The sequence below is a fragment of the Bacillus haimaensis genome, from assembly GCF_048270625.1.
GTDB lineage: Bacteria > Bacillota > Bacilli > Bacillales > Bacillaceae_I > Sutcliffiella_A > Sutcliffiella_A haimaensis.
Genome location: NZ_CP158164.1, coordinates 3,510,710 through 3,530,566, shown reverse-complemented (window position 1 = coordinate 3,530,566; position 19,857 = coordinate 3,510,710). Strand labels below are relative to the sequence as shown.

General features: G+C 42.9%; 18 protein-coding genes. All 18 read left to right on the top strand.

Translation table 11 applies throughout. From position 1 onward, the window contains the following. The first annotated feature begins 73 nt into the window (after positions 1 to 73). The 18 genes from ABN702_RS17935 (at position 74) to ABN702_RS17850 (ending at position 19,812) form a co-directional block, all read left to right on the top strand. On the top strand, positions 74 to 781 hold the full coding sequence (locus tag ABN702_RS17935; protein ID WP_417898117.1) for an NAD(P)H-dependent oxidoreductase: 708 nt from the start codon (positions 74 to 76) through the stop codon (positions 779 to 781). A gap of 69 nt (positions 782 to 850) precedes the next feature. Further along, positions 851 to 1,177 (top strand): winged helix-turn-helix transcriptional regulator, encoded by a 327-nt coding sequence (locus ABN702_RS17930; protein ID WP_417898116.1) that lies wholly within the window; start codon positions 851 to 853, stop codon positions 1,175 to 1,177. A 195-nt stretch (positions 1,178 to 1,372) separates the two neighbouring features. Next, the gene (locus ABN702_RS17925; RefSeq protein WP_417898115.1) at positions 1,373 to 2,944 is read left to right on the top strand and encodes a diguanylate cyclase; all 1,572 of its coding nucleotides are present in this window, start codon (positions 1,373 to 1,375) and stop codon (positions 2,942 to 2,944) included. A 2-nt stretch (positions 2,945 to 2,946) separates the two neighbouring features. Then, positions 2,947 to 4,002 (top strand): HEAT repeat domain-containing protein, encoded by a 1,056-nt coding sequence (locus ABN702_RS17920; protein ID WP_417898114.1) that lies wholly within the window; start codon positions 2,947 to 2,949, stop codon positions 4,000 to 4,002. A 4-nt stretch (positions 4,003 to 4,006) separates the two neighbouring features. Next, positions 4,007 to 5,398, top strand: coding sequence for a glycosyltransferase family 2 protein (locus ABN702_RS17915; RefSeq protein ID WP_417900957.1), 1,392 nt, complete (start codon positions 4,007 to 4,009; stop codon positions 5,396 to 5,398). A gap of 29 nt (positions 5,399 to 5,427) precedes the next feature. Next, positions 5,428 to 5,799, top strand: a complete 372-nt coding sequence (locus ABN702_RS17910; protein ID WP_417898113.1) for a response regulator transcription factor — start codon at positions 5,428 to 5,430, stop codon at positions 5,797 to 5,799. Further along, positions 5,789 to 8,239, top strand: a complete 2,451-nt coding sequence (locus ABN702_RS17905) for an ATP-binding protein (protein ID WP_417898112.1) — start codon at positions 5,789 to 5,791, stop codon at positions 8,237 to 8,239. Before ABN702_RS17910 ends, ABN702_RS17905 begins: the two co-directional genes overlap by 11 nt. A 471-nt stretch (positions 8,240 to 8,710) precedes the next feature. Continuing rightward, on the top strand, positions 8,711 to 9,466 hold the full coding sequence (locus ABN702_RS17900) for a GNAT family N-acetyltransferase (protein WP_417898111.1): 756 nt from the start codon (positions 8,711 to 8,713) through the stop codon (positions 9,464 to 9,466). Positions 9,467 to 9,641: 175 nt separating this feature from the next. Beyond that, the gene (locus ABN702_RS17895) at positions 9,642 to 10,424 is read left to right on the top strand and encodes an IclR family transcriptional regulator (RefSeq protein ID WP_417898110.1); all 783 of its coding nucleotides are present in this window, start codon (positions 9,642 to 9,644) and stop codon (positions 10,422 to 10,424) included. Between the two features lie 30 nt (positions 10,425 to 10,454). Continuing rightward, positions 10,455 to 11,408, top strand: coding sequence for a S66 peptidase family protein (locus tag ABN702_RS17890; protein WP_417898109.1), 954 nt, complete (start codon positions 10,455 to 10,457; stop codon positions 11,406 to 11,408). A gap of 57 nt (positions 11,409 to 11,465) precedes the next feature. Then, positions 11,466 to 13,259: an ABC transporter substrate-binding protein gene (locus ABN702_RS17885; protein ID WP_417898108.1), complete on the top strand. Its 1,794-nt coding sequence runs from the start codon at positions 11,466 to 11,468 to the stop codon at positions 13,257 to 13,259. 63 nt (positions 13,260 to 13,322) lie between these two features. Next, complete coding sequence (locus ABN702_RS17880) at positions 13,323 to 14,297, top strand: ABC transporter permease (RefSeq protein WP_417898107.1); 975 nt, start codon at positions 13,323 to 13,325, stop codon at positions 14,295 to 14,297. Positions 14,298 to 14,308: 11 nt separating this feature from the next. Then, complete coding sequence (locus ABN702_RS17875) at positions 14,309 to 15,181, top strand: ABC transporter permease (RefSeq protein WP_417898106.1); 873 nt, start codon at positions 14,309 to 14,311, stop codon at positions 15,179 to 15,181. Further along, on the top strand, positions 15,182 to 16,141 hold the full coding sequence (locus ABN702_RS17870; protein WP_417898105.1) for an ABC transporter ATP-binding protein: 960 nt from the start codon (positions 15,182 to 15,184) through the stop codon (positions 16,139 to 16,141). It abuts the gene before it with no gap. 1 nt (position 16,142) lies between these two features. Continuing rightward, complete coding sequence (locus ABN702_RS17865; protein WP_417898104.1) at positions 16,143 to 17,141, top strand: ABC transporter ATP-binding protein; 999 nt, start codon at positions 16,143 to 16,145, stop codon at positions 17,139 to 17,141. A 10-nt stretch (positions 17,142 to 17,151) separates the two neighbouring features. Beyond that, positions 17,152 to 18,336: a M20 family metallopeptidase gene (locus tag ABN702_RS17860; protein WP_417898103.1), complete on the top strand. Its 1,185-nt coding sequence runs from the start codon at positions 17,152 to 17,154 to the stop codon at positions 18,334 to 18,336. Positions 18,337 to 18,455: 119 nt separating this feature from the next. After that, positions 18,456 to 19,280 carry a creatininase family protein gene (locus ABN702_RS17855; protein ID WP_417898102.1) on the top strand — a complete coding sequence of 275 codons (825 nt, stop codon included), beginning with the start codon at positions 18,456 to 18,458 and terminating at the stop codon, positions 19,278 to 19,280. 202 nt (positions 19,281 to 19,482) lie between these two features. Next, a complete protein-coding gene (locus ABN702_RS17850; protein WP_417898101.1) occupies positions 19,483 to 19,812 on the top strand; it encodes an MBL fold metallo-hydrolase in 330 nt (109 codons plus the stop codon). The last annotated feature ends 45 nt before the right edge of the window (positions 19,813 to 19,857 follow it).

Here is a 19,857-nt window from a genome sequence, read left to right as displayed (position 1 = left end):
TGAAAGTGCCTAATTGTCAGTAACTTCCTAATCATTTATCGTTAAGCTTATAAATGATCAGGGGGAAAAATACATGAATATTTTGATAGTCTATGCCCACCCAGAGCCAACATCCTTAAATGGGAGTCTGAAGGAATTTGCCTGCTCCCTGCTTGAATCCCAGGGACATAACGTAGGGATTTCGGATTTATATGAAATGAGTTTCAAGGCCATAGCGGATGGAAACGATTTTAGGGAAAGGAAAAATCCCCACCAATTAAATTATTTAACGGAACAGATGAATGCTTCCAAAAATAAGTCTTTTTCGCAAGACATCCTGCTTGAACAGGAAAAATTGGAGTGGGCCGACTTCGTCATTTTCCAGTTTCCGATTTGGTGGACAGAGGCACCAGCCATCTTAAAGGGCTGGTTTGATCGTGTATTCGCATTTGGATTTGCCTATGGTCCCGGTGCTTATGACAAAGGTAATCTAAGAGGGAAAAAGGCGATGCTCTCTGTGACCCATGGTGCTCCCAACTTGAACAACTATGGGGAATTTGGATTGAAGGGAAAGTTAGAGGAACGATTATTTAATATTCAGCATGAAAAACTATATTTTAGTGGAATAGAAGTGTTAGAGCCTTTTATCTTCCCCTCGTCAGCTCCTCTGGAAATTAGAAATGACTACTTTGAAAATTATAAAAAAAGGCTACTGCATATTTTTGAAGAACCAACTATACCGTTCCATCCCCTTTCCCATTATCAGAATGGTCAACTGGTTAATGAATTTCGAAAGGACTAAGCTGGCAGCATAATGTGAAAATTATGAAAATATGGTATTATTTCATTACCCTTTCCCTTTGGAGGATATATGGAAAATACGAATATTTGTCCAGTGGATTATGTTGTAGATTTAATTAGCGGAAAATGGAAGGTATTAATCATCTGGAATCTCAAATTTGGTAAGAAACGATTTGGCCAACTACAAAGGATCCTTATTGGTATCAGTAAAAAAGTATTAAGTCAGCATTTAAGAGAATTAGAGAACAGCGGCCTAATCTTAAGAAGAGTCATTCCTTCCATTCCTGTACAAGTAGAATATTCCTTAACTGAAAGAGGAATGGAACTATCTACGATTCTTGAAGAAATAAATCAATTTGGAAGCATATTACTAAAAGGGACTACTATTTCCGAGTAGTTCCTTTTATTTTTAGCACGGTATATTGGAATAGGGACAAAAGAACCGTCCCCTTAATATTGCTTCTTTGTTAAAGGTGGGAATTCCTGAAAAATATTCATGACATGGATAGGATACATCTCTATAATTGGAAATAGTGTATTGGGAATGAGAGGTATTATCGTCGGGATTGCCTCAAGGAAAGGTTGCATATTGTTGGAAAAATATAAATCGAAACTGATAGGTAACATCTTAAATCAAGTGGAAAAGTGGAAAGATGACGCTCGCCACATCCCTCATGAAGAAGTATATCGTTTTGTTCATTCGATAAAAGGGACTGCCAGGACAGTTGGGCTGGATGAGCTTGGAGAAATGGCAGAAGCGTTATATGAGAAGATGGATGGTGATGGGGAGTTTCTTTGGAAGTGGGAAGAGGCCCATCTATTTTTGCAGAATGTCATTGGATATTGTCTCAAGGCCAGCAAACCTGCAGAGCGTCCAACGATTCTAATTGCCGATCCGGATGCTTCTTTACTGGTTGAATGGAAAGAGTATTTGGAGGAAAGGTCTTTTCATGTATTGGTTAGTACGGATATGGAAAAGGCATTGGATACATTTTATGATGTGAAACCGGATTGTCTTGTATTAGAAGAGGAGTGGGAGGGTGAAAATGGTCTTTCCTTTTTGAAGCGCCTTCAATCAAGTGGGCAGAAGCTATTGACACCCATCATGGTCATCAGTGCAAATGCCGAAAGGGTAAATCGGTTACATGCATTCCGTGCTGGAGCGGATGATTTTTTGGGTATGCCCTTTGATTTGGAAGAGTTTTTTGTAAGGATTTCGAGGCAAGTGGAAAGAAAAAAGCAATATGATGAGCTGTTATTGATGGATGAACTGACTAAGGCTTATAACCGAAAATATTTTCAGTCTGTATTTGCAAAACTGCAGGCGGATCTTGTAAGAAGGAAAGAAACTTTTAGCCTGGGAATCATTGATCTTGATCACTTCAAGAATATTAATGATACGTATGGTCATGTGATTGGTGATGAGGTGTTGAAAGGGCTGGCAGAGTATATGAAGCACCATATCAGGCCAGGAGATATTTTTGCCCGATATGGTGGCGAAGAGTTTGCCTTGTTGATGCCTAATACCTCAAAGGAGCAGGCGAAAAACGTGGTGGAACGGCTGTTGAATGGTTTTATGCAGTTGAAATTTCATGGAGATGCCTTGCCGTTTTCCGTTTCCTTTTCAGGCGGAGTGATTCAGGTAAAGGATGCAGGCCTGGCATTAGAGCGAGTCATGGAATGTGCGGATAAAGCGCTATATGAAGCAAAAAAGAATGGGAAGGCCCGGATCGAGGCATATGAAGGGGAGCAAGTGGACTTTCTACAAAGTATTAAGGTCGCCGTTGTGGATGATGATGAGATTGTAAGAATGATGCTTTCCGAAGTAATAGATAAAATGGTGCTTCCTGCAAATAAAAAAATCGAACTAGAAACGTTTGAAGATGGGAAAAGCTTTTTAGAATCTGAATGGCTGGAAAGTAACGACCGATATGTCATTATCCTTGATGGCATGATGCCGAAAATGGATGGCTTGGAAGTGTTGCAGAAGCTCCGTTCCGAAAGGCGTCATGATCAGTTCAAAGTAATGATGTTAACCTCGCGGAAAAGTGAAAGGGATATTCAAAAAGCCCTGCAGCTTGGAGCAGATGATTATGTGACAAAGCCTTTCAAGCTCCTTGAAGTGGAAGCAAGGCTGCAGCATTTGATAAAGAGGGTGATGTAATCTTGGCAAACAGTCTTATTTCTGTTGTCATCATGATCATTCTCTCTTTGTTTACGGTACAATCGGTTTTATTCATTTATATGTTACTTTCTAAACTGTTGCAGAATAGATACCGTCAAAAGATAGACGATTTCAAGGAAGAGCTCAGAGAGATGGTTTTTCGATATTTATATCGTAATGACAACACTATTCTTGAACAAGCTTGGAGTCGTATGGAGTTAAAAGCATTGGAGGAATTGTTCAGTGACTTTGCTGATGTGGTTCAAGGGGATGAAGTGGAGGAGCGAATCACCATTTTTTCTGAAACACACTTCAGTGAGCTTTATAAACGGAACCTTCTTCATCGGCGTTGGAGTATCCGGATGAATAGTCTTTATGCGATGGAGGATTTTCAAATGAGAGGGATGGTTCCTTTCTTGCTCGGTTCCTATCAATCTCGAAAACTTTCTCTGGAAGAAAGAAGGCAGTTGTTGAAAATATTGGTCCGTTTTCAAACATTTCAATGGGAAGACTTACTGAAAGATCCTGAGTGGCGTCTTTCGGAATTTATGTATCGTTCGCTTCTTGGTGTGATGACGGAGAGCCAGTTTCACACAATGGTCAGCTGTTTGAAAGAGTACCCAAAATATATTCAATTACCGGTGGTCGATATGATTGGAATTGATGGGAAAAGGGAGTATCTTGAATATCTTGAAGAGAAGTTGAACAGTGCTAGTGGAGAAATGAAAATTCGGATGTTAAAGGCGATGAATGAACTAGGGTACTCGGGGATCCTGAAAAGGATGGATCAAGTTTATTCACCTGAGAGTACATGGGAAGAGCGGCTGATGCTCAGTAAGCTTCTCGGCAGGACGAATCTTTCAGAAAGCTTTTCCGTGTTGACGGAGTTTCTAAGTGATACAAATTTTGATGTCCGCAATAATGCCGCAAAATCGATCCTGGCCATTGACGGAGGAACAGAACTGCTTCGTCACGTCTACGAAACCTCCACCAACCGCTATGCGAGAGATATGGCAGAGGAATGGCTTTATAAAGGAGGAGAAATTCGTGAGCAATAATATCATGGAAATTCTCTTACAAGGGATTGGCTGGTTTATCATTGCTTATATGGGTATCGTCATTGTGTTTTACCTGGCCATGCTGATCATTGCCCTGTTTCAAATCAGGAAAAACTATCAATTGGATGATACGGAGCCATATGAAGATCTCCTTCATGTGAGTTATTCGAAACCTTTATCCATATTAGTACCAGCCTATAATGAATCGTTGGGCATTATTCCCTCTGTGAGGTCCCTCCTCAGCATCGAATATCCGCAATTTGAAATCATTGTCATTAATGATGGATCCAAAGATGACACGATGGAAAAGCTGATCGATGAATTTCAACTGAATAAAATTAAGAAGATAGTGAAGCAAAAGCTAGATACCAAAGAAGTGAAAGGTATCTATCAGTCTTCCATAATTGACTACTTATATGTGATAGATAAAGAGAATGGTGGAAAGTCGGATGCTTTGAATGCGGGTATAAACGTAAGCTCGTATCCTTATTTTTGCTCGGTGGATGGAGACTCGATACTGGAAAGGGATGCCTTTCTAAAAGTAATGAAGCCGATCATCGATTCCGATGGAGATGTTATTGCGACAGGCGGAAGTGTACGGATTGCGAACGGTTCACATATTGAGAACGGGTCCATCAAGAAGGTAGGGCTATCGCTTAATCCACTAGTCGTCATGCAGGTCATCGAGTACTTGCGAGCTTTTTTAGTAGGACGTGTCGGATTGAGCAGACACAATCTACTACTGATTGTGTCGGGTGCCTTTGGCGTGTTCTCTAAAAAGTGGGTCATTGAGGTTGGAGGATATTCTCATACGGTTGGGGAGGATATGGAACTGGTCGTCCGGTTACACCGACATTTGAAGGAAAAAAATGCGAACAAGAAAATCGTCTATGTGGCAGATCCCGTTTGCTGGACAGAGGCACCAGAGAAACGAATATTTTTAAAAAGACAGAGAAACAGGTGGCAAAGGGGACTGTTAGAGAGCCTTTGGATGCACCGGTCCATGGCATTTAATCCAAAATACGGATCGATTGGAATGGTCTCGATGCCTTATTTTATTCTAATTGAATTCTTAGGGCCAGTCGTGGAATTGGCAGGATATCTATATATCCAATCTTATTTCATTGGCGGGGTTTATAAAGATTTGGCTTTACTGCTTGTTCTGCTCTTTGTTATCTACGGCTCCATCTTTTCCATGCTGGCTGTGTTGATGGAAGAGTGGAGTCTCAAGCGCTATCCTAAGGCAAGGCATATTGCGGTATTGTTTTTTTATTCCCTAACAGAAACATTCTGGTACAGACCTTTGACAGTAATATGGAGATGCCAGGGGATTGTGGATGTTTTAAGGAAGAAAAGAGGGTGGGGAGACATGCAGCGTAAAGGTGTTTCTCAATAGATGGACAGAAAAAAATGGGGGAATAAAAGATGGCAAAAATATTGCTTGCAGAAGATGAGAGTGTGCTTCGCATGCTGATAACAGATACATTGGAGGATGAGGGACATCATGTCGTGGAGGCATGCAGTGGGCAAGAAGCAGTGGAGAGATTGGAAACGACAGAAGCATTCGATTTAATCATCCTGGATTATATGATGCCAGTGTACACAGGATTGGAAGTATTAACACGGATGAAAACCATGAAGCTCAAGCACTTTCCGCCTGTTCTTATCCTGACAGCAAAAAGTCAACAGGCTGTCCGCGAGGAAGTTCTCGCCTCCGGTGCTTCAGGATTTATGTCCAAACCGTTTAGTCCCATGGAGCTTGCGAAAAAAGTAGAGGCTTTATTAGATGAAAAATAAGAATAGTATTTCAAGGCAATTTTTACTCATAAACGGAATCTTTTTTCTGGTTTTAATCACGGGTATCATTACTCTATTAGTGTATGAGTTTTCCTTGTCTAATCAATTTATTGACAGGAAAGAGCAGCTGGTACAGAAGAAAGATCTCATTCAGTCAATTGATGATAATATGAATCGTTCTTTCTTGCAATATCGTGGCTATGTCGCTTTTTCCAATGAAGCAATGCTGGAAGAGGCAAAAGGGTATGATAGTGCCATCAAAAGAGATATTGATAGGTTGGGGCAAATGGTGGAAGGTGGAGATGATGAACAGTTTGTTGATGAAGTATCAGATTTTCACCAGTTCTATTTCACCATCTATCTGCCAAGAGTAGAGAACCTGTTTGATGAAGGGGAAATGGCAGAGCTTCAGGACTATCTGTTTAACCAAGGTACCTCTCAACGGATTTTGTCTTTTATGGATTATATGAAAGAGTATCGATATGAAGTAGATCGGGAAATGGAAAACAATGTGGATATAATGTCCGAAAAACTGCAAGCAAGTCAGTTGTTGTTCGCCTTGTACTTTCTTCTAGTGATTTCCCTTTTATTTACCATCACATGGATACTCATCAAAAAGGTAGGAAGACCACTGCGGGAACTAGCAGAAGCAGCAGATGATATCACAAGTGGTAGACTCACGAAACTGCCGTCATACCAAAATGGATCTGATGAAATTGCCGTATTATCCAATGCATTTAATACAATGGTCAATACCTTACAATCAAAAGAAGAAGAACTGATGGGGCAAAACGAGGAGTTAATGGCCCAGCAGGACGAATTGCAGGCGCAACAGGATCAGTTGCAAGAAACCTTATCCATGATTGAAGAAAATAATGAACAATTAGGGATAAGAAACACCTTCATACATGAAATGGCCGAGACATTAAGCCTAGGAAAACTTCTCGAGAATGTGGTAAGGAATATGGGAAAGGTCTTTCATGCCAATGTCGGTATTTTCATGAGATTAGATGAGAAGAAACCGGCTGCTTCCATTGGCCTCTCGGAAGCGGCAGTAGAAGCGATGAGGGAGGAAGAAAACAACGTATTCCTGCAGCAGTTAAAAGAAAAACAAAAAGCTTTTACCGTTAGTAGAAAAAGCGAAAAGATGGAGAGTACGTACCACTCTAAGGACATGCTCGCCTTTGATTTGTTTATCCCTGTCATTACATCGAATGGTGCCTTGTCAGCTTACATGCAGTTTACTAGATACGATGTTCCTTTTTCAGAAAGGGAGTTGGAAACAGGAGAAGCCTTGGCCAAGCAGGTCAGCATGGCGTTGGAGAAAGTGGATCTTTATGAGGATTCAGAGGAAAATCGCCTTTTTTATCAAGACATCCTGAACACCATCCAAGAGGGAGTCTTACTCGTAGACGAGAGGGGCAGTATCCTCCAACCCAACACGAAAATGTGTGCAATCATGGATTTCCCTAATCCTAAACGTCTCTTGCATTTATCTTTTGAAGAATGGACAACAGTATTGATAGAAATGGCAGAAAATAAAGAGAAGCTCCAATCTGACCTTCTCCAGACTTTTAACACGCAGGAAGCAGACGACACCACCATCACCTTTGAATTAAAGCAAAAACATGGTGCATGCGTCATGAAAATGTATAAGGAAAAGGTGTCCAGACAAGACTTGAGCTACGGATATATCCTGGTGTTCCGGGATATCACCAAAGAGTACGAAATCGATCGAATGAAATCGGAGTTTGTCAGTACGGTTAGTCATGAATTGCGGACACCGTTGGCAAGCGTGCTAGGTTTTACAGAGCGGATGCTATATAAAGAGCTATCTGAGGATCGGAAAAAGACATACTTGACAACCATTTACCAAGAGGCCAAGCGTCTGACTGCTCTGATCAATGACTTTTTGGACGTTCAGAAAATGGAAGCAGGGAAACAGCTCTATCACAAACGGGAAGAGGATATAGTAAGTATCATTGAAGAGGTCAGTGAGGTTTTCCAAGTCAACGCTGCCACTCACCCTATCCAACTTCACGTGTTGACAGAACAAACGAAAGTGGAAGGAGACCGAGAAAAGCTGTTGCAGGTAATGACTAATTTAGTGAGCAACGCGATCAAATACTCTCCTGATGGTGGGGAAATCCATATCACAGTCTCTCACGATCATATGGTACAAGTAGACATAAAGGACAATGGAATTGGAATACCTAATGATGCCATACAGCATCTCTTTACCAAATTTTATCGGGTAGACAATTCCGACCTCAGAAGAATTGGAGGAACGGGCCTTGGTTTATCCATCGTCAAAGAAATCATCCAGGCCCATGACGGAGACATCCAAATTACATCAAAGGTGAAAGAAGGCACCACGGTTACGCTTTCTCTACCACCGACAAAGGTGCGGACAGAGGGGCAGTTCCCTCGTCCCAGATAAATGGATGAGCAAGTGAGTTGCATTGCCTTTTTGCGTCATATACTCTACTTATGTATTAAATAATATTTTTTCAAACCCTGACAACCCATACCCAAAAGGTTGGTCGGGGTTTTTCCCTCTAAAGGACGGTTATCCTTTTCTCCTTTAACAATTGCCATCCAACGTACTCAACAGACCGAATGAGCAAATAAAGGATGGCTCAGCTTTCACATTATCAAATTCAATCGAATAAAAAATAAAAAAAATTCTCCAAAAGTTTTTTCCCTACAAAACCCTATAAGCCCAAGGGTTAACCCCTCATAGAAATTCCCGAAATACAGCCTTATCGACGACTAAAGTTAACAGAATATTTGAAATAGAATGCGAATGTATGTATAATTACAAATAACAGAAAAACGGAAACATATTTCCACCTAACGGAAACTAGGAAATGGGAATCAGGAGTGATGGGCCATCTTTGAAAAAAGGGTATTGAATACACAAGATCAACAGGAACTATTAGAAATGCTCGCGAAAGATCGAAGGAACAATTTACAGTTTTATGAGTATCTGGAGTATTTACAAAGCGATAATGATAGATTTGGATTTTTTGGTTATTACGACAACCGCCAACTTGTAGCCGTACAGTATTTTAGCCCATTAAATACTGGAATCTCCCTAATCCATAACGATAAACACTACATTTCACTCCTCAAGAAACATATTGAACAAATTTCATCCACTTATTTATATGGCCGAGCGGATATACTTTCGCAGCTGGGCGACATACCGAATCGAAAAACGTATCCCTATTGGTACGGATACCTAAATAGAAGCAATGACTCTCCATTACCAACTATCTCACCGGTCATCCAGGCAACACTTGAAGATATTCATGCCATTACTGATTTTTATGCCGACAAAGAAATAATGATTGAAATTCCTGAACGGCTGCCTAACATCATCAAGAATGGATCGGCTTTTATCTTTAAAGAAGGAAATAAGGTTGTTTCCATTGCACTGGCACATTCCGAAACATCTCAATATGCCTTAATAGGTGGAATCTACACAGATGATGATTCTCGTGGAAAAGGGTATGGCTATGCATGCACAAGCGCCTTAGCGAATCACTTATATAAGAAAAACAAAACACCGTTTTTATTCTACGATGCAACACTCCCGCATCTGCATTCCTTTTATCAAGAATTGGGATTCACTCTCACGGAAGAATACGTGATCTTGTATTGAAACAAGGGAGCATTTTGCACTCTGGTATGTTCTGAATATATAAAATATTTAAAAAACAGTACTGCTTATTCTGGGGACAGAATAAAATTTTTATAACATATAAACGGAAACAGGTTTCCATTCTGTGGAAATATGCCGGTTGCATCCCCATACAGCCTTGAAAGGAGGGATCTAAATGACACAATCAGTTGATAAAAATAAAACAGGCGTGAGAGCTGTGGATCGAGCGCTCGATATTATCGAGACATTTTCCCTGAGAGAGCGTGAGCTTACGTTAGTGGACATTTCAAAAAAAGCAGGACTACCATTAACAACAGTACATAGAAACGTGCAGTCGCTTCTACAGAGAGGATACTTGGAGCAGGATGAAATATCAGGGAAGTTTCGTCCGGGGATGCAGTTTGTCCGGATTGCAGGCATCCTAATTCAAGGCCTTGACCTTGTGCAAAAGGCTTCTCCCTATTTGCAAAGACTAGCAAAAACGACGGAGATGAATGTGAATTTAAGCGTTTATGACGATGGGGAAGCACTGTGCTTGGTCAACATCGAGTCATTCCATAACTTTGGCTTTGAAATTAAGGTAGGGCAAAAGCTGCCAATCTATGCAGGTGCCTTGTCTAAATTGATTTTGGCCTATTTACCGGAAAGAGAGTTTGATCGATTATCGGACACGTTTAAAACCTTTACACCGATCACCATCTCACAAAGACAAGAGCTGAAACACGACATTGAATCCATTCGACAGCATGGATATGCAAAATCAGAAGGAGAACTGCAATTAGGTGCAGTTGCCTATGCTGCCCCCATCTTTAACTATGAAGGGAAGCTCGAAGCGGGTATTGCGATTACTGGGCCGGAACACTTTTTCACCGAAGACAAACGGCCCCAATACATTAAAGCGCTACTCCTTGCCGCAGAGGAAATCTCACGGGATTTGGGCTACAAAAAAGTTTACTAGATTAACACCAAATAGGAGGGAGATTCACTTATGGAAAAAATCAAACCGAAACGGCTTGAGAAAGGGGATACGATTGGGATTGTGGCTCCCGCGAGTCCCCACTACAATCGGAGCGATATCATACGCGGCATCGAGACGCTCGAGGAGTGGGGCTTCCGTGTTGTGGTCGGGGACAATGTTCATAACAAGCATGAGTATTTAGCGGGAACGGACCAAGAACGGGCACATGATTTCAATGAGATGTTCAGGAACGATCAGGTCGATGCCGTCTTTGTAACACAGGGTGGTTATGGTTCAGCGAGAATGCTGAGATACATAGACTTTGATCTTGTAAGAAACAATCCAAAGATTTTCATTGGTTATAGTGACATCACTTCCATTCACCTTGCGATTCAAAAATATACAGGCTTAGTTTCGTTTCATGGTCCGGGTATGGCGGGCTTTAACGCAGAGGACCTGACCGATTATCGAAAAGAGTTTCTATTTAAAGCATTAATGGAAACGGATCCAATTGGAGAAATCCGCAAAGCGAATGAAAAAAAGTGGATCAATCGGATTAACAAGGGGGAGGCAGAAGGAGAGCTGGTAGGAGGAAACCTTACTCTAGTTTGTGCGTCACTAGGCACGCCATACGAGATCGATACGAAAGGGAAAATTCTCTTTCTCGAAGAAGTTTGGGCGGAGCCGTGGAATATCGACCATATGTTCACTCACCTCCTTAATGCCGGGAAACTGCAAGAGGCTGCGGGAATTGTCATAGGAGAATGCACACTGTGTGAGCCGAAAAAAATGGATCCGGGCTTCCACGTGACGTTTAGTTTGGAGGATATTCTGTATGACTTCATTGAACCATTAGGAATCCCAGCGATACATGGACTCTCAATCGGGCATACGAAAGACCTCGCAACCCTGCCGATGGGTGTAAATGCTTATCTGGATGCGACCAATAAAAAGTTGTTCGTAACAGAATCTGGTGTGAAGTAAGGCTCTTTTCGTATGATGCGAAAGCAGCTTTCAATAAACAAATAGGGGGAAAAAAGGATGAAAAAGCTAGGGAGTATATTGTTAACGGTCATGTTAGTGTTCAGTTACCTGGTACTACCGATGAACCAGGCGAATGCGGAGGATCCCACGACATTGAAAATTGGATGGACGGCAGAGGCTGATAGTCTTAGTCCGTTTGTAGCGTGGACCATTTCCGCGACTGAAATCTTTAAGTTAATCTATGATCCATTAGTTGCCTTTGATAATGATGTAGAGCCGGTAGGAAGATTGGCAAAGGACTGGCAGGTAAGTGATGATAATTTAACTTGGACGTTCAATCTGCAAGAAGGAGTCAAATGGCATGATGGTATGCCGTTTACTTCTGCAGACGTTAAGTTCACCTATGAAACCTTACAAGAAAGTGGCTTAGGCTTATACGCAGGGTACTTAGATGGCATCACATCCATTGAAACGCCGGATGAGCATACGGTTGTCATCAAAACAGAGGACCCGAAAGCGAACATGCTGCAAAGCACGACCCCGATTTTACCAAAGCACATCTGGGAAGATATCTCGATGGAAGAGCTTGAAACATGGCCAAATGAAAACCCAATTGGAACTGGTGCCTTCAAGTTTAGTGAATTCAAAAAAGATGAGTTCATTAAGCTGGAAAAAAACCAAGACTACTTTTACAAGCCGGCCAACGTTGATAACCTTGTGTTCGTTCTCTATGCAAACACGGACACTTTGACGCAATCGTTAAAAATTGGCGAGATTGATGCAGCCATTAATATTGGTGCAAACCAAGTGAAAGTGCTGGATGCAGAGGAAGGCATGGAGGTTGTTTCAGCCACCACACACGGGTTTACGGAGCTTTCCATCAATACTTGGCCTGATGAAAATTCAAAAGGAAATCCACTACTGCGAAATGAAGACATTCGTCACGCGATGAGCTATGCGATGGATAAGCAAAAGATCATTGATGTGGCCTATGCCGGTCAAGCAGCAGCCGGGTCGACGTTAATTCCTCCGAGTTTAGACTTCTGGCATTACAAACCGGAGAACCTACGCTCCTTTGACCCGGCAAAAGCAAAGGAAATCTTGGATAATGCCGGTTTTACCGACAAAGATGGAGATGGAATCCGGGAAGCAGATGGGGAACCATTGGAATTTGAGCTGATGGTTCGTTCGAAAACATCCGAAGAGGTCCGCGCTGGTGAAATGATCAGCAGCATGCTGGAAGAAGTGGGAATTGGTGTGAAGCTCGAAACAGTCGATGATGGGCTGCTTGTAGACCGAATCTATGATAATGCCGATTTTGATATGTTCATCTGGGGCTGGGGAACAGATGCAGACCCAACAACCATTTTGAATGTCATGTCCTCTGAACAAATTGGTAACTTAAGCGATTCTTACTATTCCAACGAGGAATACGATAAGCTTCTCGCAGAACAAATGACCATCATTGATAAAGATGAAAGACAAAAAGTCGTCCATCAGATGCAAGAAATTTTATATGAGGATGCACCATATATCATCCTTTTGTATGATAATGCCCTTCAAGCGGTGAATACCGAGAAATGGGAAGGTTGGACTAAGGTAGCAGGTGTGTACTTCTATTCGTTCAACCACGAAAACTATTTAAATGTAAAACTGGCATCTGCAGGTGAAGCAGCAGCTGACACGGAAGATGGCACCGAAGCAACAGCAGCGAATACAACAGGAGATGAAAAAGCTTCTAGTTCCTCTGGATCTGTCATTGCTGTTGTAATCGTTGCAGCCGTGATCATGACGGGAATATTCATCGCGAAACGCAAGAAAAAAGATGTTTCTATAGACGACGATATGTAAGAAAAGTAAAGGGCAAAGTGCGATCCTACCTTGCCCTTTATTACAAAGGCGAAGGTGAAAACAATGAATAAATACTTTCTGATCAAAAAACTCTTTCAATCTATGGTTACGATTTTTCTCGTGTTAATCATTAACTTCTTTCTATTTCGCGTCATGCCGGGAGACCCGCTAGCCATGATCGTTCGAAACCCGAATGCATCAGAGGAAGCGATTGAAAAAATTAAAGTGTTATTTGGGGTCGACCAGCCAATGTATGTCCAGCTGTGGCTTTATTTTAAGCAGCTGGCCCAAGGTGATCTGGGAATGTCCTTTATGACAAAGGAGCCGGTCATTCAAGTCATTGGTGAAAAGCTGATTCCGACCCTTTTATTAGTTGGATTATCCACCATCGTCGCAATCATCGTTGGCATGTTCATCGGAATTGTTGCCGCGTCTAAACGTGGCAAAAAGATTGATATTATCTCCCTGACCTTTTCTCTTATTACTTACTCAATGCCCACATTTTGGCTTGGAATCATGCTGATTGTCTTTTTCAGCGTCACATTGAATCTATTTCCAACAAGCGGGATGAATACAGCAGGTGCGGTATTTGCCAATTCCTTTGAGAAGACACTGGATGTGTCCAAACACTTATTTTTACCAACCTTGACTTTGGCCCTTGTCTTAATAGGGCAATTCGTCTTAATCATGCGTAATTCATTACTCGAGGTATTGACCGAGGACTATATTACTACTGCAAAAGCAAAAGGGTTCTCCGAAAAATTAATTATTAGAAGACATGCGCTACCGAATGCGATGCTCCCAATGGTGACCATCATCGCAATCAACATCGGATTTATGATTGCAGGCGCCATTCAAATTGAAACGGTATTTTCATGGCCAGGCTTGGGGCGCTTGATGTATGAGGCATTGAACAACAGAGATTATCCATTATTACAGGGGATTTTCCTGATCGTCAGTGTATGTGTGGTGCTTGCAAATCTTTGTGCGGATATCATATATGGTTACCTGGATCCACGAATAAATAATAAAGCCTAGGGTGAAGGAAGATGGAACAAAAACATTCAATTGCTGCAAAGAAAACAACAGAATTTCTCGGAACATTTATACGGAACAAAATGGGGTACACAGGGGCAATCATTCTAGGTTTCTTCGTGCTGATAGCGATATTTGGCCCGCTTTTAACCGACTATGACCCAAAAGAATATGGGGTAGCGGACGTGTTAAGTCCACCTACCTGGGATAACTTGCTAGGAACCGATGACCTTGGCAGAGATGTGTTAGGAGGCGTCATATTAGGCGCAAGAATCTCGATTATGGTCGGATTCATCTCTACCTTAATTTCGATGTTTGTTGGAACGGTGGTGGGGATTGCTTCCGGCTACTATGGGCGCAAAGTAGATACCTTGTTAATGAGATTGACAGATGTATTTTTGGTATTGCCGTGGTTGCCACTGGCTCTCGTCTTAACTGCGATCCTCGGAGCAAGCTTATGGAACATCATATTTGTCATTGGCTTGACGAGCTGGCCGGGAACTGCCAGGATTGTGCGTTCCCAGACCCTTTCCATCAAAGAAAGGCAGTTCATCGAGCGGGCACGTTCCATTGGTGCCAATAACTTTTATATTATGAGAAAACATATTTTACCGAATGTATTTCCCCTCATTTTTGCTAATACCGTCCTTGTTTCTGCGGTCGCGATTTTATCCGAAACAACCCTGAGCTTCTTAGGGATGGGGGATACGACACAGCCAAGCTGGGGCATGATGCTGCACTATGCCTTTGAATCGGGGGCAGCAAGCCTTGGCGCGTACTGGTACTTAATGGCGCCGGGATTATGTGTGGTGCTTGTTGTACTTGGCTTTACCTTTATCGGGTATGCCTTTGATGAAATTTTGAACCCAAAGCTAAAAAGGAGATAGATGATGAGTCTTCTAGAAGTAAAAAACCTAAAAACCTATTTTCATACAAAAGAAGGAATCGTCAAAGCGGTTGATGATGTCAGTTTCACATTGGAAGAAGGCGAAGCGATCGGCCTTGTTGGGGAATCCGGCTGTGGGAAAACAACAACCGCTTTATCGATCACCAGCCTGTTGCCGGAGGAAGGGACAATTGCAGGTGGGGAAATACATTATAACGGAAAAAATTTAGTAGAGTTGAATTCCAATCAAATCAGGAGATATCGCTGGAACGAAATTTCGATCGCCTTTCAAGGGGCCATGAATGCCTTGAATCCAGTAAAAAAAATCGGGGAGCAACTCACCGATGTCATGATGTATCACAACAAACTGGATTATAAGGCAGCAAGGAAAAAAGCCAAGGGTCTGATGGAATTAGTCGAAATCGATCCCGAGAGAATTGATCAATACCCCCATGAATTTAGTGGGGGAATGAAGCAACGTGTCATGATTGCGATGGCACTTGCATGTGACCCGAAAATATTGATAGGCGACGAGCCAACTACCGCGTTGGACGTGATGGTTCAAGCGCAAATCTTAGAGTTACTCGAAAAATTACGTCAAGAGCTCGGAATGTCCCTGATTCTCATCACACATGACCTGTCCGTTATGGCAGAAACCTGTGACAAGGCGGTGGTGATGTATGCCGGGAAAATCGTGGAGACGGGAACGGTGGAGAACGTGATCAATCACAGCTCGCATCCTTACACGCAAAAGCTGGTCAAAGCGTTCCCCGACATTCATGGAAAACGGGAAATGACCGAATCGATTCCTGGATCTCCACCAGATTTAATCAACCCACCAACAGGGTGCTATTTTCATCCAAGATGCGAGCAAGCAACGGAGGAGTGCAAGAAGACCGCTCCAACGCTTAGAGAAATTGCAAAAGACCATTATGTTGCCTGTCACTTAAGGGGGGAGTAGGATGGACAGTCTCATCAAAACAAACGATATGCGCGTCAGCTTCGATTTACAGAGTGGCTTTATAAAAGGAATCCTTGCGAAGGAAAAGAAACGTGTGAAAGCTGTTGATGGCATCGATTTAGAAATCAACAAAGGGGAAATCCTCTCACTCGTTGGCGAAAGTGGCAGTGGGAAAACCACAACGGGGAAGGCCATCCTGCAGTTGCTCGACAATGTCCAAGGGGAAATTACCTATGATGGTACGCCGATCCATCAAAAGGATAAAAAGCAGCTACAAGCATTCCGCCAAAAAGCACAGATGATTTTCCAGGACCCCTATGAGTCCCTGAACTCGAAATTTTTGATTATCGACATCGTGGCAGAGCCATTAGAAATAAATGGACAGATAAAAAATGAACAACACAAAAAGGAAAAAGTGATTGAGGCGTTGGAGTGGGCCGGGTTAAGGCCGGCGGAACAGTATCTTTTCCGCTATCCCCATGAATTAAGCGGAGGGCAGCGCCAAAGAGTCGTCATTGCAGCAGCACTGATCTTGAACCCGCAATTTATTGTGGCAGATGAACCGGTATCCATGCTGGACGTTTCTGTCCGGGCCGATATATTAAGGTTGATGGTGGATTTACGTGATAAAAAAGGTATTTCCTACTTATTCATTACCCATGATATCTCCCTGGCATGGTTGATTTCCGACCGGATCGCGATCATGTATTTAGGAAAAATCGTCGAGATTGGCGAAGTCGATAAAGTGATCTCATCCAGTCTCCATCCTTACACCAAAGCATTGATCAATGTCATGCCGAAACCAAAAGTGTCCGGTGAAAAACGGAAGCGGATGATCCTGAAAGGCGAAACACCAAACCCGAGCAATGTCCCAAGCGGATGCCGGTTCCATACAAGATGCCCGTTTGCGGAGGAAAAATGCAAGGTGGAGGAACCGACATTAGTCGAATACAGCGAGAACCATTTTGCAGCCTGCCATTTTGCAGAGAAGCTGATGTAAGGAGTGAAGGATGATGGCAAAAGAACAAATAGATGCGATCCTGGAACGGGAAAAAGAAGGCTTAGTAGCCTTAAGTCAATATATCCAGCAAAATCCGGAGCTGGGAGGAGAAGAATTTAAATCCTCCAAAGCCTTATGTGATTATTTAGAGCAAAAAGGTTTCACCGTTCAACGAGGAGTTGGACCTTTCGATACAGCGTTTATCGCCAATATGAAAAAAGGAGAGGGCGGTCCACATATCGCGTTCTGCGCGGAATACGATGCCCTGCCAGATGTGGGCCATGCCTGTGGTCACCATCTCATTGGTGTTGCCAGTGCAGCAGCCGGATTGGCACTGGCCAAGCTGGAGGTGGATGAACCTTTTGAAGTGACCGTTATCGGTACGCATGATGAAGAAGGGGTCGGCGGGAAAATCGATCTAATCAATGAAGGTGCGTTTGAAGGCGTTGATATCGCGATGATGTTCCACCCGGGATATTCCACGATTATCGACGTCAAATCGCTGGCGTTTCATAGCTATGACTTTATCTTTCACGGGGAAAATGCCCACGCTGCGTCGGAACCGTGGCTAGGAAAAAATGCGCTGGATGGCGTGCTTCACCTGTTCAGTGGTGTGAATGCGTTACGCCAGCATGTGAAACCGGATGTACGAATTCATGGCATCATCAAGGAAGGTGGAAAAGCAACGAACATCGTCCCTCATCGGGCAGTTGCAGAATTTTGTGTTCGCTCGGTTGATAACGATTATTTAGAAGAGGTCTGCGAGCAGGTCCTAAACATTGCAAAGGGTGCCGCCCTTATGAGTGGAACGGAGGTCGAAATCAACGAAATTGGTCACCCGTATGCAGCGATGGTGAGTAATCAAACGTTGGTAGACTTGTATCAGGAAAGTCTAGATGCATTTGAGTATGTGGATAGGTCAAAGCATCACGAAGGAATGGGCTCCATCGACATGGGCAATGTGAGCCTGAAGGTTCCCTCGATCCATCCGGTTTTATCCTTGACAGATAAGCTTGTCCCGGGCCACACAAAGGAATTTGCAGATATGTGCAACACGCCTCAAGCCTATGACATGATGGTGCTGGCAGGAAAAACAATGGCCCACACGTGCTGGAAGGTGATTCAAAGCAAGGAACTGCAGCAAAAAATAAAAGAAGAGTTTATGTCTCTGGACGGTTCACGTATTCCAACATAAGAGAAGTCGAGAAGCAAGACAGTAAACAGAAAAGTAAAAATGACTGTTAGAAGCTTCCACCAAAGAAGATTTAAGCTAGGCAAGAGCTATACCAATAAGGAAAGAAGGGTTTTTTCGAAATGACAAAAAAACATCTTTTTGGAGAAATGACGTGGCCGGAGGTAAAGGAAGCGGTAAAAGAAGAACGAGTAGCGGTCGTCCCCGTTGCCATGATTGAAGAGCATGGCCACCATCTACCAATAGATACCGATCTCGTCCTTGCATCCGAAATCTGCTATCGCGCTGGAGCGAAATCACCGGAAAGCATGGTCATCATCCCTCCCATCAACCATGGGTACGCCCCCCACCAAATGGACTTTCCAGGCGTGATTTCCATCAGCAGTGAAACGTTCATTAACTATGTCGTCGACGTCTGCAACAGCCTGGCCCACCAAGGCTTTAAGAAGATTTTACTGATGAATGGCCATGGCAGTAATGTTTCGCTCCTAAAAGTAGCGGCAAGACAGACGATGTTACATTATCCAGATGTGCAATGTACCTCCATCTCTCATTGGGACCTTGAGCCCGTCGTCCAGCTAACCGAGCAGATCCGTGACTCCGAAAGCCCCGGCGGAATCAACCACGCCTGCGAGCTGGAAACATCGATGTACCTCGCAATAAAAGAAGATTTGGTACAAATGGACAAAGCAGTGCGCGACATCGACAAATACCAAATGTCCAAATACTTCTGGCTAGACCTGGTTGGAAAAGGAGAAGGCAGACCAGTCGTCATGGTGCCCTACTGGAGCTCCATCTCTGAAACGGGAACACTAGGTGACCCTACACAGGCGACGAGAGAAAAAGGAGAAAGATTAATGAACGCAGCTGTCGAGGGATTAGTAGAATTTATCCAGATCTTTAGAGAAAGAGAGCCGAATCATCCCCGGGTTAATCATCATTTGTGAGAGGGGAGAGTAATTCTAAAATAAGAATACCATTTAACACTACTTAAAGCTGTGAAAAATAATATTTCTTCAAACCCCGACGAACCTTTATTCACCAAGGTTCGTCGGGGTTTTTATCTTCCGAATTGATGTTTATCTTCCTCCCCCTTAACAAATACTATCCAAGGTACTCAACAGACCGAATGAACAGAGGTGTTCACAGTTGGAAAACGGAATGAACTACAGCAGGGACAATAAATTTATTCCTGTCACATCGATTCCGGCTCATACAGGAGAAGAAGTGGCAAGGGACCTGAATTATTACACCAATCAGGTGGTGAATATATGTCTTTACGGCAGCCCGGAGCAAAAGGATGGGTGGGTGCTGAATGATACGGGGATGCCGGAATCGGCCGATGAGATACTTTCTGTGGTGGAAGAAAGGTTTGGTCCATACAGCCGTCCCAATGCGATCATTCTGACGCACGGGCATTTTGATCATGTTGGTGCATCTGTGGATACTTTGCATCAAATTGAGAAGTGTATAAGCTGAAAATAATGGAATAAGTTCAAAGATGGAGTGGCGGAAACGTCGAAA

What these genes read in the sequence shown, in the direction of transcription:
- ABN702_RS17935 (WP_417898117.1), top strand. Translation starts at nt 74, where the DNA reads ATGAATATTTTGATAGTCTATGCCCACCCAGAGCCAACATCCTTAAAT.
- ABN702_RS17930 (WP_417898116.1), top strand. Translation starts at nt 851, where the DNA reads ATGGAAAATACGAATATTTGTCCAGTGGATTATGTTGTAGATTTAATT.
- ABN702_RS17915 (WP_417900957.1), top strand. Translation starts at nt 4,007, where the DNA reads ATGGAAATTCTCTTACAAGGGATTGGCTGGTTTATCATTGCTTATATG.
- ABN702_RS17910 (WP_417898113.1), top strand. Translation starts at nt 5,428, where the DNA reads ATGGCAAAAATATTGCTTGCAGAAGATGAGAGTGTGCTTCGCATGCTG.
- ABN702_RS17905 (WP_417898112.1), top strand. Translation starts at nt 5,789, where the DNA reads ATGAAAAATAAGAATAGTATTTCAAGGCAATTTTTACTCATAAACGGA.
- ABN702_RS17895 (WP_417898110.1), top strand. Translation starts at nt 9,642, where the DNA reads ATGACACAATCAGTTGATAAAAATAAAACAGGCGTGAGAGCTGTGGAT.
- ABN702_RS17890 (WP_417898109.1), top strand. Translation starts at nt 10,455, where the DNA reads ATGGAAAAAATCAAACCGAAACGGCTTGAGAAAGGGGATACGATTGGG.
- ABN702_RS17885 (WP_417898108.1), top strand. Translation starts at nt 11,466, where the DNA reads ATGAAAAAGCTAGGGAGTATATTGTTAACGGTCATGTTAGTGTTCAGT.
- ABN702_RS17880 (WP_417898107.1), top strand. Translation starts at nt 13,323, where the DNA reads ATGAATAAATACTTTCTGATCAAAAAACTCTTTCAATCTATGGTTACG.
- ABN702_RS17875 (WP_417898106.1), top strand. Translation starts at nt 14,309, where the DNA reads ATGGAACAAAAACATTCAATTGCTGCAAAGAAAACAACAGAATTTCTC.
- ABN702_RS17870 (WP_417898105.1), top strand. Translation starts at nt 15,182, where the DNA reads ATGATGAGTCTTCTAGAAGTAAAAAACCTAAAAACCTATTTTCATACA.
- ABN702_RS17865 (WP_417898104.1), top strand. Translation starts at nt 16,143, where the DNA reads ATGGACAGTCTCATCAAAACAAACGATATGCGCGTCAGCTTCGATTTA.
- ABN702_RS17860 (WP_417898103.1), top strand. Translation starts at nt 17,152, where the DNA reads ATGATGGCAAAAGAACAAATAGATGCGATCCTGGAACGGGAAAAAGAA.
- ABN702_RS17855 (WP_417898102.1), top strand. Translation starts at nt 18,456, where the DNA reads ATGACAAAAAAACATCTTTTTGGAGAAATGACGTGGCCGGAGGTAAAG.